Source organism: Colwellia sp. PAMC 21821, from assembly GCF_002077175.1.
Classification (GTDB): domain Bacteria; phylum Pseudomonadota; class Gammaproteobacteria; order Enterobacterales; family Alteromonadaceae; genus Cognaticolwellia.
Genome location: NZ_CP014943.1, coordinates 3,049,299 through 3,063,814 on the forward strand (window position 1 = coordinate 3,049,299; position 14,516 = coordinate 3,063,814).

A 14,516-nucleotide genomic window follows, 5' to 3' on the forward strand; every position below is an offset into this window, starting at 1 on the left:
AGTTCTTTTTAGTAAGAGACTAAGGACTTCTACCACCAAGGCACCGAGGCGCTGCGCGCTACACCGAGAAGTGATTGGTGATAAGAAAAGTAAATGTGGGGTGAAATATGTTTTGTGGTTTTTTTTGGTTTTTCGTATTAAGAGATTAAAAGATATTACCACCAAGCGGAGACTCTTATGAATCAGACCTGCATAAAACCGCAACCGTGATGCTAATCAAAAATTCATATTTATTGTTTCGTAAAATTATTAGCTTGTTATTTTAATCTCCTTAATAAATAACGTACCTACTGTGTTTCACTTGCTTTGCTATAAATTGCAAATGCTTAAAGTACTTTCCTAATCGGCTTTAATAAAGAACAGAGCAAAAATAATTTATATTTTTTAAAATTTTTCGATAAAAATAGTTGAAAAGACTTTTTCCTGCCCCCACTAACTGTTCATCAAAAGATTTAATCTTTATTTTTAATATATAAGTATTCGGAGATCGTCAAAATGGGTAAAATTATTGGTATTGATCTAGGAACAACAAACTCTTGTGTTGCTGTTCTAGATGGTGGTAAAGCACGTGTAATTGAAAATGCAGAAGGCGATCGTACAACTCCTTCAATCATTGCTTACACAGAAGAAGGCGAGACTTTAGTTGGACAACCTGCTAAGCGTCAGTCTGTAACTAACCCAAAAAATACATTGTTCGCTATTAAGCGTTTAATCGGTCGTCGTTTTGAAGATGAAGAAGTTCAACGCGATATTAAAATTATGCCTTTTGGCATTGTTAAAGCTGACAACGGTGATGCTTGGGTTACGGCGCGTGATAAAAATATCGCTCCTCCACAAGTTTCTGCTGAAGTTTTAGCAAAAATGAAAAAAACAGCCGAAGACTACTTAGGCGAAAAAGTCACTGAAGCGGTAATTACGGTTCCTGCTTACTTTAACGATGCACAACGTCAAGCAACTAAAGATGCGGGTCGTATTGCTGGTCTTGATGTTAAACGTATCATCAACGAGCCAACGGCTGCTGCACTTGCTTACGGCATGGACAAGCAAGAAGGCGACAAAGTTGTTGCAGTATACGATTTAGGTGGCGGTACATTTGATATCTCTATCATCGAAATTGATGAAGTTGAAGGTGAGCACACGTTTGAAGTACTTGCGACAAACGGCGACACTCACTTAGGTGGTGAAGATTTTGATAACCGTTTAATCAACTACCTAGTAGCTGAATTTAAGAAAGATCAAGGCATGGACTTAACGCAAGATCCATTAGCTATGCAACGTTTGAAAGAAGCAGCAGAAAAAGCGAAATGTGAGCTTTCTTCAGCACAACAAACAGACGTTAACTTGCCTTACATTACTGCTGACGGTTCAGGCCCTAAGCACATGAACATCAAAGTAACGCGTGCTAAATTAGAATCTCTAGTTGAAGACATGGTTAAAGCTACTTTAGGTCCGCTTAAACAAGCACTTAAAGATGCTGACCTTTCAATTAGCGACATTAACGACGTAATCATGGTTGGTGGTCAAACACGTATGCCAATGGTACAAAAAGTTGTTACTGAATTCTTTGGTAAAGAGCCACGTAAAGATGTTAACCCTGATGAAGCTGTAGCGGCAGGTGCTGCGATTCAAGCGGGTGTACTTTCTGGTGATGTAACTGACGTTCTATTATTAGACGTTACACCATTATCATTAGGTATTGAGACAATGGGCGGCGTGATGACGAAAGTTATCGATAAAAACACCACTATCCCAACTAAACAGTCTCAAACGTTCTCAACGGCTGATGATAACCAAGCTGCTGTAACAGTACATGTTATGCAAGGTGAGCGTAAGCAAGCTTCTGCAAACAAATCTTTGGGTCAATTTAACCTTGAAGGTATTGATGCTGCTCCTCGTGGAACGCCACAAATTGAAGTAACATTCGATTTAGATGCTGATGGTATTTTGCACGTAACAGCTAAAGATAAGAACACAGGTAAAGAGCAAAAAATTACCATTAAAGCCTCTTCTGGTTTATCAGATGAAGAAGTAGAGCAAATGGTACGTGACGCTGAAGCAAATGCTGACGAAGATGCGAAATTTGAAGAGCTAGTTCAAGCTCGTAACCAAGCTGATGGCATGGTTCACGCAACACGTAAGCAAATTGAAGAAGCAGGCGACGATTTACCAAGCGAAGACAAAGAAAAAATTGAAGCGGCATTAGCTGAACTTGAAGTTGCGCTTAAAGGCGACAGCAAAGAAGAAATCGATGCTAAGTCTCAAGCGGTTATCGAAGCTTCTGCTAAGTTAATGGAAATTGCTCAAGCTAAAGCGCAAGCACAAAGTGGCGCACCTGAAGGCGAAGCTCCAGAAGCTGATGCATCAGGCGGTGACGATGTAGTTGACGCTGAGTTTGAAGAAGTTAAAGACGACAAATAATTAGTTGTTAGGTTGTAACTGTAACGCTCAATAGCTGCGTTGGACATGCTCACATACACTTGTATGCTCCGCGTGACCGCCTTGCTCTAGAGCGATACAGTGACAACAAAAAACAATTAAACTTTGTGGTTTAGTTCAAACAAATTAAAGCGTCGATAATTATCGGCGCTTTATTATGTAAAAAACTATGTAAAAACTACGTAAAACAGCAACGAAACTTAATTAATACATGATGGTAATTTGCTTAGATTTTTAAGGTGTTAAAGAGAATTCATACCGCGTCTAAGAAAGAAGTTAAACAAATTAGTATCCATAAATTTGAAGTAAAGAAATAAAACCTATGTCAAAACGCGATTATTATGAAGTGCTTGGTGTATCAAAAGATGCAGAAGAGCGAGATATCAAAAAAGCTTACAAACGTTTAGCAATGAAATTTCACCCAGATAGAACGCAAGGTGATAAAGCTAAAGAAGAACAGTTTAAAGAAGTTAAAGAAGCTTATGAAATATTAAACAATGATCAAAAACGCGCGGCGTATGATCAATACGGCCACGCGGCGTTTGAACAAGGCGGTCACGGCGGAGGCGGCGGTTTTGGCGGCGGACAAGACTTCGGTGATGCTTTTGGTGATATTTTTGGTGACATTTTTGGTGGCGGCGGTCGCGGACGTGGTGGTCAATCTCGCCAACGTCGCGGCTCAGATTTACGCTATAACCTCGACCTAAGTCTTGAAGAAGCGGTTAAGGGTAAAACCTTAGAAATTAAAGTACCTACTTTCGTAAGTTGTGATCCATGTGACGGTAGTGGCGCTAAAAAAGGCACCAGTGCAAAAACGTGTTCAACGTGTCACGGCCATGGCCAAGTACAAATGCGTCAGGGCTTATTCGCTGTACAACAAACGTGTCCAACGTGTTCTGGCCAAGGTAAAGTTATTTCAGACCCTTGTACTTCATGTCGCGGTAAAGGGCGTGTAGAGAAAAATAAAACGCTTTCAGTTAAAATTCCACCGGGTGTTGATACCGGCGACAGAATTCGTTTGTCAGGTGAAGGTGAAGCCGGTGAGCATGGTGCACCAGCAGGTGACTTATATGTGCAAGCCAATGTTCGCGACCATAAAATATTTGTTCGTGATGAAAATCATTTGTACTGCGAAGTGCCAATTAGCTTCACAACTGCTGCTTTAGGTGGCGACATTGAAGTACCAACACTTGAAGGCAAAGTTAAGCTTAAAATACCGAAAGAAACTCAAACGGGCAAAATGTTCCGTTTGCGTGGCAAAGGTGTTAAATCAGTTCGCAGTCATTCAGTGGGCGACTTAATGTGTAAAGTTGTGATTGAAACACCGGTAAGTTTATCGGGTGATCAAGCTGACTTATTACGCCAATTAGAAGAAAAAATGGGTAAAAGCACCAGTAAGCATAGCCCGAAAGAAACCGGTTTTTTCGACGGAGTGAAAAAATTCTTCGATGATCTTAAAAGCTAAGATTACTCAAGTATAAACCGACACTAAAATCCCGCACCCTGTTGCGGGATTTTATGTTCAGGCCGTTCCTAGCCATCCATGGCTTCACGGCATTAGTGCATCCATGCACGTCGACGAACGGTATGTCACGATCACATGGATGTGAAAGAGTGACGATGTTCAGGCCGCTCCTAGCCATCCATGGCTTCACGGCATTAGTGCATCCATGCACGTCGCCGTTCTTAGTCATCTCGATAATTGCTAGAGGTGTTGCTGTGATTGAATTTTCAGTTTTATCAGTGTGAATATCATCTTTTTATTTAATCATTTGATTTTGATTATTCTGATATAGTTAACTCGCCTTGATAATTTACCGTGAAGAGAGTGACATTGAATGAGAGTTTTATTTGTTTGCCTGCTAATGGCCTCAGTGAGTTTATATAGTTTTGCTGAGTCTACTCCTGAAGAACTACCGCCGCTTGATCCTGCTTATGTAGGAATTCATGGTATGGTATTACTGAATAAGTCTTCGGGCATTTTTGCGTATAACTTCTCGGGTTATCAAAAACCGCACGATGTGCAATTATTGTATAAACTCGATGTCACAAATATCGCGTTAGTACAATTAGTTCGTGACAACGATATGGTCACGATTAAGCCTAAAGCTTTTAATTTACAGCGTTTAATGCGAGGTGAAAAAGTTGCGCTTGAAGCTGATGTTTACTTGGGGCATTTTGAACGCGATGGCATGTTGGTTTACGAGAGCATGACCTTAAAATTTGCAAAGCAATTGTATATGCGCAAGCTCGATGATATTAAACCTTCAAGTAATCAGCAGGAGTATGATGTTGTAACTTATCGAAAAAACAACAAAATTTATATTCATCGCCTACAACAGCCACCCAGTTATGATCACGTCATCCAAATAGACGTAAATGCGGGGTGTTTGACCAAATTCAATACCACATCCGCGGTCCCGAAACGCAACGAATTACAATATAAGTTTTATAACTGCGGCACCATGAAACCGCTATATTATGAGACGGAAAATTTTGTAACAAATTAGTATTGTTATGCCGGCTAATTAACTAAAAAACAGCTGATAAATCAGCTGTTTTTTAGTTTTATACCAACTTGTTATTATAATATTCGGTGTTATTCTTCATCAAAAATCGGTAATACACCGCTACGGCTGTGCTCAAAAATAAGTGAAGTTTCAACGGTGGTGACTTCTTCGCGCGAAGTAATCGCGTTGAATACAAATTGACGTAAGTGTTCACTATCTTTTACCGACATATGAATAAAATAATCATAACTACCACCCATATGATACAAACTAACTATTTCAGGTAGTTTAAGTAAGTCATCTCTGAGCTTATTCACAATTAATTCTGAGTAAGGTTGCAACTTAATGGCAGCTATCGCTTCAATGTTTCCGCCAATACTTTTGAAGTTAATATCAATAAAGGCATTATTTATAACGCCATTGTGTTTCATACGCTTAACGCGTTCCAAACAGGTTGATGGAGCAATACCAATTTGTGAAGCTAACTCTTTATTGGTGATATCAGCGTCTTTATAGAGTAATGTCAGAATACGTAAATCTATATCATCAAGTTTTTTCATTGCTACTTTCGCCCCTGCGGAATATCACTTAGTTAAATTTTTCTAGTAATTGCTAGATTTATTAAATGCCATATTACCAGTTAAAACATATTAAAAATGAACCTTTATCGATATATCTGTATATTTTCGAATTTTTATCGATTTATTCATTATTTAATATAAAGTTTTTTACAAAATAATACATTTACATATTTGTAAAAAAACACTTTGTGACATATTATGTCCTATTGAAAATAAATAATGAGAACCAATGATTATTAAAAGCGTAAACGATTTCTTAAAGCTTGAAGCTGCCAGTGGCATTATTTTAATGTTTGCTGCTGTAGCGGCCATGATTATCGCCAACTCACCGTTTATGGTTTATTACGACATGCTGTTGAATATTCCTGTTCAAATATCTGTAGGTACTTTCGAAATAGCTAAACCATTATTACTATGGATAAATGACGGCCTAATGGCGCTGTTCTTCTTCCTCGTTGGTTTGGAGCTTAAACGCGAATTTATTGAAGGTGATTTATCGCAACCTGGGCAGGTAACATTGCCCGCTATAGGTGCTTTAGGCGGAATGTTGATACCGGCTTTATGTTATGTTGCTTTTAATTATAATGATCCTGATGCGATTAACGGCTGGGCAATTCCAACCGCAACTGATATTGCTTTTGCCTTAGGTATATTGTCTATCATAGGGAGTAAAGTACCTTTGCAACTTAAGGTGTTTTTAACTTCGTTAGCGATATTTGACGATTTAGGCGCGATTATCGTAATAGCATTATTCTACACCGACCAGCTGTCATTATTATCCTTAGTGGTTGCGGCTAGTATTTTAGCTATTTTATTTGTGATGAATAAACGTGGTGTCACTAATACCGCACCTTATATCTTTTTAGGCATTGTTCTTTGGATAGCGGTACTTAAGTCTGGTGTTCATGCAACATTAGCTGGTGTGGTATTAGCGTTCTTTATTCCTATCAAAGGAAAGGAAGGTGAACCTTCACCATTAAAGTCGCTAGAAGACAATTTACATTCGTTAGTGGCCTTTATTATTTTACCTGTATTTGCCTTTGCCAATGCAGGAATAAGTTTTGCTGGTATTGGTATGGAGCAAGTGATGGCACCCGTACCATTAGGTATTATTGTTGGCTTAGTTGTCGGCAAGCAGCTTGGCGTTTTTGGCTTTTGCTTTATTGCCATCAAGTTAGGTTGGGCAAAATTACCCACTAACGTCAACTGGCGTTTACTTTATGGCGCGGCAATATTGTGTGGTGTCGGCTTTACCATGAGCTTATTTATTGGGTCTTTAGCTTTCGAGCAAGGTAATGGCGTGAATCTAATGTTTCAAGACAGATTAGGTATAGTAATAGGATCATTAATATCAGGTGTTTTTGGCTACTTTATTATTAAAGGTGGAGTCAAAAATATTGAAGAAACTGACGAAATAACCATAAATCCAAATAATACAAAATAAAAAAGGAATAGTTATGAAAGTTGAAAAATTTAATATCCCAGTAAAATCTATCATTGTCGTTGCGGCGATAGTGATCGGTGGCATTAGTTCTGTTTATACCGTCAATGAAGGTCATATAGGCATTGTCAAGCGCTTTAGTGAAGCCAAAGAGCAGGTAAATCCTGGTTTGCATTTTAAAGTGCCATTTATTGATAGTGTTGAAGAAATAGAAGTACGTACCCGTAAAAATGAGGAGAAAATGGCCTCAAGTACTAAAGAGCAAATGCCTGTAACCATAAGTGTTAGTGTAAACTGGACTGTCGATAAAACTGCAGCTTTAGAGTTATTTCGACAATATGGTGGTTTGTCTCAATTTGAGAACAGAATTCTAGATCCGCGTTTTCGAGCGGCAACTAAAGATGTTATACCTCAGTATGATGCAGAAAAGCTAATTCAAGATAGAGCCAGCGCCATTCAAGCAATTGAAGCTAACTTTATTGAAGAAATGAAGGGCTTTCCTGTTACGGTTGATAATATTCAGATTGAGAACATCAGTTTACCGGCAAAATACTTAACCTCTATTGAAACCAAGCAAACAGAGAAAAACTTAGCCGATGCTGAAAAGCATAAGCTAGCAAGACAAAACCTTGAAGCACAACGTGATGTAAATACAGCGAAAGCAAAAGCCGATGGTATTAAGTTAGTGGCAATTGCTGAAGCAGAGTCTATTCGAATAAAAGGGCTGGCAGAAGCAGAGGCCATTACGGCTAAAGCTAAAGCGTTGGGTAATAACCCATTGATTGTTAAGTTAACTGAAGCGCAAAACTGGGATGGAAAATTACCTGCTACCGTATTAGGTAGCAGTAATATGCCTATTTTAGATATGAGAACGACTAAAAATTAAATTTTTAGTGAACACAGTTATTCGGCTTTAATGTTTCTAATATTTTTAAAACGGCGATGTAATAATCGTCGTTTTTCGTTAGAATAGCGTCAATTTTAATAGGCCATAGCGAATTGAACATGCTGAGTGCTTGAGTATTTAAAAGTTTATTTTTATGTCTATACCTAAGCCCATAACATTTACCGACGAAACTGCTGTTGATAATACCGCGCTTCATTATCGCGACTTGATTCAGTTATTCGATAAAGCTTTTTTCGCTGCCTACAATACGCGACTAGTTAAAGGCGGCGATGAGCCTATTTATTTGCCTAGCAACGATCAAACGGCTTTTAATCAAATAATTTTTACTCATGGTTATTTTGCTAGTGCGTTACATGAAATTTCTCATTGGTGCTTGGCAGGTGCCTCACGGCGATTAGTTGAAGACTATGGTTATTGGTATATTCCCGATGGCCGAGATCATGAGCAACAAGCTAAGTTTGAAAGCGTAGAAATAAAACCACAAGCAATAGAGTGGGCGCTTTGTGTTGCCACAGGAAAATACTTTGATGTTTCTACCGATAATCTTTTGGGTGAAGGTGAAACTGACCGAGTGGCGTTTAAAGCTAAGGTATATAAGCAAGTGCTAACTTATTTAGAACAAGGTTTTCCTAAAGATGCTGCAACATTCATTGCCAAATTAGCTAAGCATTACCAAAAGCCTTGGCCTTTAGCCCCTGAACACTTTCAATTTAAGATTAATTAATGTGCTTTTAAGTAGCCATTTGACAAAGATATGCCAAAAATAAAAGAGATTAATGAATGAAAAAATTTAAATTAGGCTTAGTCATTAATCCCATTGCAGGCATTGGTGGTAGTGTGGCATTGAAGGGCAGTGACGGTGTTGGCATTGCTGAACAAGCCATTGCACTTGGCGCGACAGCAAAGTCTAATGCACGAACATTACTTGCGTTGGAAATATTGCTGCCTTACAAAGAAAATATCGTTATTTATACCGCAGCTGGTGACATGGGCGAACATACGGCGAATGCGTTAGGTTTCAATACAGAAGTCGTGCATCAGCCTGCTAATGAAGCAACTTCAGCGCTTGATACCGAGCAGACTGTAAAGACCTTAATTAATCTTGATATTGATTTACTGTTATTTGCTGGCGGCGATGGCACGGCGCGTAATGTTTGCCATATTGTTGAAGATAAATTTCCAGTATTAGGTATTCCTGCTGGTTGTAAAATCCATTCAGGTGTTTATGCTATTACGCCTAAAGCAGCAGGGAGAGTGGTTGAGTTAATGATCACCAATCAGTTGGTCAGTTTAATTGATGCTGATGTCATGGATATTGATGAAAGTTTATTTCGCCAAGGTATAGTCAAAGCAAAGCGCTTTGGTGAAATGCAAGTGCCGTCAGAGTTACGTTATATTCAAGCGGTTAAATCGGGTGGTAAAGAGTCTGACGAATTAGTTTTACAAGACATTGCTGCCGATGTTATTTCAAAAATGGATGATGAACTGTTTATTATCGGCTCAGGCTCAACCACTGCTTTTGTTATGGAAGAGTTGGCGCTTGAAAATACGCTGTTGGGCGTTGATGCAGTATGTGAGCAAGTGTTAATTGAAAGCGATTTAACCGAGCCGAAACTTTGGCAGTTAATTCAACCATATGCACAAGGAAAAGTTAAACTTGTGATCACGCTAATCGGTGGCCAAGGGCATATATTTGGTCGCGGAAATCAACAATTGAGCCCACGCGTTATTCGCGCTATAGGTAAAGAAAATATTCTTATTATTGCGACGAAAACTAAGCTGAATGCGCTGCAAGCTCGACCATTAATTGCCGATACCGGCGATAGCGAACTCGATATAGAATTGTCAGGCTATTTAGCCGTGACTACCGGCTATAATGATCAAGTATTATACCCAGTTGCCAGCCCGCAATAGTGAGCTAGAAAAATTTAAACCTTAAATATTTTAAAACAGGCAATGTTGAACACTTGTCTAAATGAACTTGGAATTAAGTATGCAATTTGAAAACCTTACCGCGTTATATCATTTTTTAGATGAACAAGTAGAACAAGATGTTAGTGCCGACGAGTTATTCGCAGGTAGTTATTTAAGAGGCTTTATAAGTTTGGCTGGCAGTGAATATGGCGATGAGTCACAAGTGTTAACGCAAGCGCTAGCAACAAATATTAGCGAGAAGCTACAAGCGGCTCGCACTGAACTTACGCCGCAAGATCGTCAAATTGTGCAAGATTATTGGTTGGTGCTCCAAACAGCATTTACGGCATAAAATTACTGTTAACTTTTGAATGATTTTTAAAGCAGCTGTTCATTTTGAATTGGCTGCTTTTTCATTTTAGAATATGGTAAATAAACGATTATTTATTTTAGTAATCATTAGCTTTAATACCAAATGTAATAAGTTATTGACCAATTTTAAGCGAGGATAAATTGTTCAAGAATACATGTTTATTGTTCCAGACTAAACATAAGTACCATTATCCCTGCAGGCAAGGCGTTTGATTGATTAGGGCATGGATGCCCGTAAGTAGAACAATGCAGGAGCAATTGTCGAGTAATAGCGGGCGTGTGTGATTGAAAACAACGCAGTTATTGACGATTTAAACCGCCTTAAAATGATCGATTATTTATTTCAATTGGTATAAGCCCAGCCCACAAACTCAATCGAACTTACGACGAATAATATCTCGAATCACAAAGCGATTTGGCGCTAGATTAAATAACTGCTCGTTATTTAAAGGATAAGGCGTACCACAAATATCTGCGGTTAATATATCGGCCAATAATGGCGCTGTACAAAGCCCACGCGCGCCCAACCCAGTCAACATATATAGATTTTCAATGACCGGTGCCGGTTCGTTATAGCGCCAACGTTTATCTTTGCTTAAATGTGGGTACTGTAGCTTATGAGCTTCAATGTTAGGCATGGCACCGACCATAGGTAAGTGATCTGGCGTCATACAGCGCAGGCGCGCTTTGCTACTGGCTATGTCGGTAGTTTGCCATTGTGTTAACCCCGGCAAGCACTTATCTAGCATAGCCAGGTTAAACTGGTCTTCTTCGGCTTTGCTCTCGATATCAAAACTGTGCTTTTGAAACGTAGCTCCGATGCAATGGAGGTTTTTATTGGCCGGTGTTAAATAGCCTTTATGGCAAATAACGGTTGATAGTTTTGCCACTTTCTCATTACTCACCATATTACTGACTTGTCCACGAACTGAAGTTAGCGGTAATTGCTCAATCAGGTTCAGCGGTATGCCTTGGGCACCACCACAATATATGAGAACATTAGCTGGGTAATTTTCTTTATCGGTGTGCAATAGCCATTTACCGTCAGATTTTTGGCTAATACTATTAATTTTACAGCCGGTTTCAATACGCAGGCGATTAGTTAACTCCGCCGCTTTAAATATTTGCTTTACCAGTTGCGCTGGGGCTATCCAGCCCGCTTTTGGAAAAAATAAACCGCCATGGTTTAGCGTTATGCCGGCTAATTCGCTAGCGGTTGCTTTATCAACACTTTGTATGAGATTTTTTGGCCAAACATCAGAGTTGGCAATGTGCTGTTGTCGTAGTGCTAAGGCCGGTTTATAAGATATTTCTAATAGACCGCACCAGTCGTGATCAAAATGAAAGTCCTGCTCGCTGACACTTTTATAAAAACTAACGGCTTGCTCAAAAGCGTGTTGATAAAATAAGCTAATATCGTCAGCTTGTTGGTGAATCAGTGGATACAACGCCGCAATATTATTACTCGATGCACCTTGAGCTACGCTAAAGTCTTGGCAGTACACGGTAACTTTAACCCCCGCTTTTGTTAAAGCATAAGCCGCACAAGCTGAGGCGATACCACCACCGATAATACTGACTTGTTGGGGTTTGGTGATAATAGGGCGTTGCTGATAACCTTTTCCTGAATTAGGGTTTTGCTGAAATACAGCCATCAGCATTTCATCTTTTTTACCTTTGGTCGGGCGCTTCTGAACCCTAAAACCTGCTGAAATTAACTGACGCCGAACTTTACCTGAAACCGTGAAAGTCGATAAAGTTGCCTGCTCTTTGGATAAGCGTGTTATTTGCTGAAAAAGTCCTTCTTGCCACATCTCAGGATTTTTAGCCGGCGAAAAACCATCAAGATACCAAGCGTCAACTATACCTGAAAATCGAGTGTTTCTATCGCTCGCCAATTGCGTTAAGCCTAAAGTAGCGTCGTTGAATATTAACTGCAATGTGACTGTATCATTGAGAAAGTTCAGGGTGATATCTTGCTCAGGGTTGTCAGGATACTGGGCGATTAACTGCTGACTGTATTGTTCAAGCTCGGGCAATATTTTTAACGACTGAGTCAGTTGTGCTTTGGATAAGGGGTATTTCTCGACACTGATAAAGTGCAAAGTGCTTACTGCAGCTGGTTTTGTATTTTGTCGGCTTTGGCTTTGCTTTAATTGGTCAAATGTTGCCAACGTGAGTAAAAAATTTAAACCTGTGCCGAAACCAGTTTCTGCTATGACAAATTTTTTAGGGAACTTTGCTAGCCTTGCTTTAATATTATTGCCGTCAATAAATACGCACTCACTTTGGCTTGTGCCGTGGTTTGTATCAAAATAGATATCTTCAAATTGGCTTGAATAGGGGGAACCGTCACTTTGAAAGGTAATCTTTGTTTGATCAATCACTATATTAACGTCTTCCGTTGTAAGTAAAAAAAGGTTATTTTACATCTTATTACAAAGGACTGTCATAAAAATGAAAACATTCAGTGTACAAGTGTACGCTGGACAGACCAGTATAGGGGGCAAAAGTATGTATGATACGCCCAGATTTTTTAATTGAATATGGTTATTTATATGAAACGTGTAGTTATCACCGGATTAGGTATTGTATCAAGTATTGGTAATGATGCAGAAGAAGTATTAGCATCGTTAAAAGCAGGACGTTCAGGTATTACTCGTGCTGAAAGTTTTGCTGAAATGGGTTTACGCAGTCAAGTTTGGGGCAAACCTGAAATTGAAGTAAAAGACCACATTGACCGTAAAGCCTTACGTTTTATGGGCGAAGCTTCAGCTTTTGCTTATATAGCCATGGATCAAGCAATTAAAGATTCAAAATTAACCCCTGAGCAAGTTTCTAACTTCCGTACCGGTATTGTTGCTGGTTCTGGTGGTGCTTCTTCAGAAAACGTGGTTAATTCAGCCGACATTTTACGTGAAAAAGGCGTTAAACGTGTTGGCCCTTACGCCGTACCAAAAACAATGTCGAGTACAATATCAGCATGTTTAGCAACACCGTTTAAAATTTTAGGCGTTAACTATTCAATTAGTTCTGCCTGTGCCACTAGCGCACATTGTATTGGCCACGCAGCTGAGCTTATTCAACTGGGTAAGCAAGACGTCGTATTTGCAGGTGGCGGTGAAGAAGTTCATTGGTCATTAGCCATGATGTTTGACGGCATGGGCGCATTGTCTTCTAAATATAACGACACACCAGAAATGGCTTCTCGTACTTACGATGCAGACCGTGACGGTTTCGTTATTTCTGGCGGCGGCGGCATGGTTGTTGTTGAAGAACTTGAACACGCTTTAGCACGTGGTGCACATATTTACGCTGAAATTGTTGGCTACGGCGCAACATCAGACGGTTACGATATGGTTGCCCCAAGTGGTGAAGGCGCTATTCGTTGTATGCAACAAGCCATGCAAGGTGTTGACGCTAAAGTTGATTACTTAAATACTCACGGTACTTCTACACCAGTAGGTGATGTTAAAGAACTTGGTGCTATTCAAGCGGTATTTGGCGATAACTCTCCAGCAATTAGTGCCACGAAAGCAATGACAGGTCATGCTTTGGGTGCTGCTGGTGTTCATGAAGCTATTTTCTCAATATTAATGATGGAACATAGCTTTGTTGCCCCATCGATTAATATTAATACTTTAGATGAACAAGCCAAAGGCTTGGACATAGTGACTGAAAAGCGTGATATGGAACTGAACTTAGTGATGTCAAACAGCTTTGGTTTTGGCGGTACTAACGCAACACTTGTTATGCAAAAGTATAAATAGTGACTTAAATTTTTAGCAGCAATGACAGTATTTGTCATTATTCTGAGCTAAATTAAAAAACCGTTAAAATTTAACGGTTTTTTTCTGGGTAAAAAACATCAAAACAATGACAAATATCTCATGGTTACGATGTTTTTCTCGATAAATTTAGCTACAATGTTGCCCTTGTTTGTTATTAATTACGACTGCCTTATCATGCCTCATTGTATTATTGAATATTCTGCTACGATTACTGAAAGTTTGCCAGTAGAGCAGCTAATGCACGCTGTTTATAAAGGTGCAAACCAAAGCGAGCTTTTCGCTGCTGCTGATATTAAAGTGCGCGCATGCGCTTATGATGAATTCTATTTGCCCGGTGCTGAGCATGTCTTCATACATGTTAATTTAAAAATATTATCAGGGCGTGATTTATCACAACGTAAAGTGCTCAGTGACAGTGTTAGTAATCAACTAGAACGCTTGGGTATTGAAAACGCAGCGATTACGGTTGAAGTTACAAAAATAGAAAAAGAAAGTTACGTCAAGAAAATAACATCAGTAGCGTAAAAGGCACATTTTATCTTTACTATTTTGTTAGTTGGAAAC

At 39.3% G+C, this 14,516-nt stretch carries 12 protein-coding genes; 10 read left to right on the forward strand and 2 right to left on the reverse strand.

The genetic code is table 11. The annotated features are described in order from the left end of the window. Positions 1 to 495 precede the first annotated feature (495 nt). The 3 genes from dnaK to A3Q33_RS13040 all read left to right on the forward strand — a co-directional run bounded on the left by dnaK (position 496) and on the right by A3Q33_RS13040 (position 4,946). Positions 496 to 2,418, forward strand: coding sequence for a molecular chaperone DnaK (gene dnaK, locus A3Q33_RS13030; protein ID WP_081180331.1), 1,923 nt, complete (start codon positions 496 to 498; stop codon positions 2,416 to 2,418). A 340-nt stretch (positions 2,419 to 2,758) separates the two neighbouring features. Next, on the forward strand, positions 2,759 to 3,901 hold the full coding sequence (gene dnaJ, locus A3Q33_RS13035) for a molecular chaperone DnaJ (RefSeq protein ID WP_081180332.1): 1,143 nt from the start codon (positions 2,759 to 2,761) through the stop codon (positions 3,899 to 3,901). Positions 3,902 to 4,274: 373 nt separating this feature from the next. Further along, positions 4,275 to 4,946: a hypothetical protein gene (locus A3Q33_RS13040; RefSeq protein WP_081180333.1), complete on the forward strand. Its 672-nt coding sequence runs from the start codon at positions 4,275 to 4,277 to the stop codon at positions 4,944 to 4,946. Positions 4,947 to 5,035: 89 nt separating this feature from the next. Here the strand turns inward: A3Q33_RS13040 and A3Q33_RS13045 are convergent, their stop codons facing one another. After that, positions 5,036 to 5,506: an Lrp/AsnC family transcriptional regulator gene (locus tag A3Q33_RS13045; RefSeq protein WP_081180334.1), complete on the reverse strand. Its 471-nt coding sequence runs from the start codon at positions 5,504 to 5,506 to the stop codon at positions 5,036 to 5,038. Positions 5,507 to 5,756: 250 nt separating this feature from the next. On the opposite strand from A3Q33_RS13045, the gene nhaA reads away from it, so the two are divergent. The 5 genes from nhaA (at position 5,757) to A3Q33_RS13070 (ending at position 10,141) form a co-directional block, all read left to right on the forward strand. After that, positions 5,757 to 6,971: a Na+/H+ antiporter NhaA gene (nhaA, locus tag A3Q33_RS13050; protein WP_155866770.1), complete on the forward strand. Its 1,215-nt coding sequence runs from the start codon at positions 5,757 to 5,759 to the stop codon at positions 6,969 to 6,971. A gap of 13 nt (positions 6,972 to 6,984) precedes the next feature. After that, positions 6,985 to 7,854, forward strand: coding sequence for a prohibitin family protein (locus A3Q33_RS13055; protein ID WP_081180335.1), 870 nt, complete (start codon positions 6,985 to 6,987; stop codon positions 7,852 to 7,854). 154 nt (positions 7,855 to 8,008) lie between these two features. Continuing rightward, complete coding sequence (locus A3Q33_RS13060) at positions 8,009 to 8,599, forward strand: elongation factor P hydroxylase (RefSeq protein ID WP_081180336.1); 591 nt, start codon at positions 8,009 to 8,011, stop codon at positions 8,597 to 8,599. Positions 8,600 to 8,655: 56 nt separating this feature from the next. After that, complete coding sequence (locus A3Q33_RS13065; RefSeq protein WP_081180337.1) at positions 8,656 to 9,789, forward strand: ATP-NAD kinase family protein; 1,134 nt, start codon at positions 8,656 to 8,658, stop codon at positions 9,787 to 9,789. A gap of 79 nt (positions 9,790 to 9,868) precedes the next feature. Further along, positions 9,869 to 10,141, forward strand: a complete 273-nt coding sequence (locus tag A3Q33_RS13070; protein WP_231295669.1) for a YfcL family protein — start codon at positions 9,869 to 9,871, stop codon at positions 10,139 to 10,141. A gap of 391 nt (positions 10,142 to 10,532) precedes the next feature. Here the strand turns inward: A3Q33_RS13070 and mnmC are convergent, their stop codons facing one another. Continuing rightward, positions 10,533 to 12,548 carry a bifunctional tRNA (5-methylaminomethyl-2-thiouridine)(34)-methyltransferase MnmC2/FAD-dependent 5-carboxymethylaminomethyl-2-thiouridine(34) oxidoreductase MnmC1 gene (gene mnmC, locus A3Q33_RS13075; RefSeq protein WP_231295670.1) on the reverse strand — a complete coding sequence of 672 codons (2,016 nt, stop codon included), beginning with the start codon at positions 12,546 to 12,548 and terminating at the stop codon, positions 10,533 to 10,535. Positions 12,549 to 12,719: 171 nt separating this feature from the next. On the opposite strand from mnmC, the gene fabB reads away from it, so the two are divergent. Together fabB and A3Q33_RS13085 are read left to right on the forward strand one after the other, a co-directional pair. Further along, positions 12,720 to 13,931, forward strand: a complete 1,212-nt coding sequence (gene fabB / locus A3Q33_RS13080; RefSeq protein WP_081180340.1) for a beta-ketoacyl-ACP synthase I — start codon at positions 12,720 to 12,722, stop codon at positions 13,929 to 13,931. Positions 13,932 to 14,126: 195 nt separating this feature from the next. Next, the gene (locus tag A3Q33_RS13085; protein WP_081152102.1) at positions 14,127 to 14,477 is read left to right on the forward strand and encodes a 5-carboxymethyl-2-hydroxymuconate Delta-isomerase; all 351 of its coding nucleotides are present in this window, start codon (positions 14,127 to 14,129) and stop codon (positions 14,475 to 14,477) included. The last annotated feature ends 39 nt before the right edge of the window (positions 14,478 to 14,516 follow it).

Coding starts and splice junctions, on each gene's coding strand:
- dnaK (WP_081180331.1), top strand. CDS start 496: ATGGGTAAAATTATTGGTATTGATCTAGGAACAACAAACTCTTGTGTT.
- dnaJ (WP_081180332.1), top strand. CDS start 2,759: ATGTCAAAACGCGATTATTATGAAGTGCTTGGTGTATCAAAAGATGCA.
- A3Q33_RS13040 (WP_081180333.1), top strand. CDS start 4,275: ATGAGAGTTTTATTTGTTTGCCTGCTAATGGCCTCAGTGAGTTTATAT.
- A3Q33_RS13045 (WP_081180334.1), bottom strand. CDS start 5,506: ATGAAAAAACTTGATGATATAGATTTACGTATTCTGACATTACTCTAT.
- nhaA (WP_155866770.1), top strand. CDS start 5,757: ATGATTATTAAAAGCGTAAACGATTTCTTAAAGCTTGAAGCTGCCAGT.
- A3Q33_RS13055 (WP_081180335.1), top strand. CDS start 6,985: ATGAAAGTTGAAAAATTTAATATCCCAGTAAAATCTATCATTGTCGTT.
- A3Q33_RS13060 (WP_081180336.1), top strand. CDS start 8,009: ATGTCTATACCTAAGCCCATAACATTTACCGACGAAACTGCTGTTGAT.
- A3Q33_RS13065 (WP_081180337.1), top strand. CDS start 8,656: ATGAAAAAATTTAAATTAGGCTTAGTCATTAATCCCATTGCAGGCATT.
- A3Q33_RS13070 (WP_231295669.1), top strand. CDS start 9,869: ATGCAATTTGAAAACCTTACCGCGTTATATCATTTTTTAGATGAACAA.
- fabB (WP_081180340.1), top strand. CDS start 12,720: ATGAAACGTGTAGTTATCACCGGATTAGGTATTGTATCAAGTATTGGT.
- A3Q33_RS13085 (WP_081152102.1), top strand. CDS start 14,127: ATGCCTCATTGTATTATTGAATATTCTGCTACGATTACTGAAAGTTTG.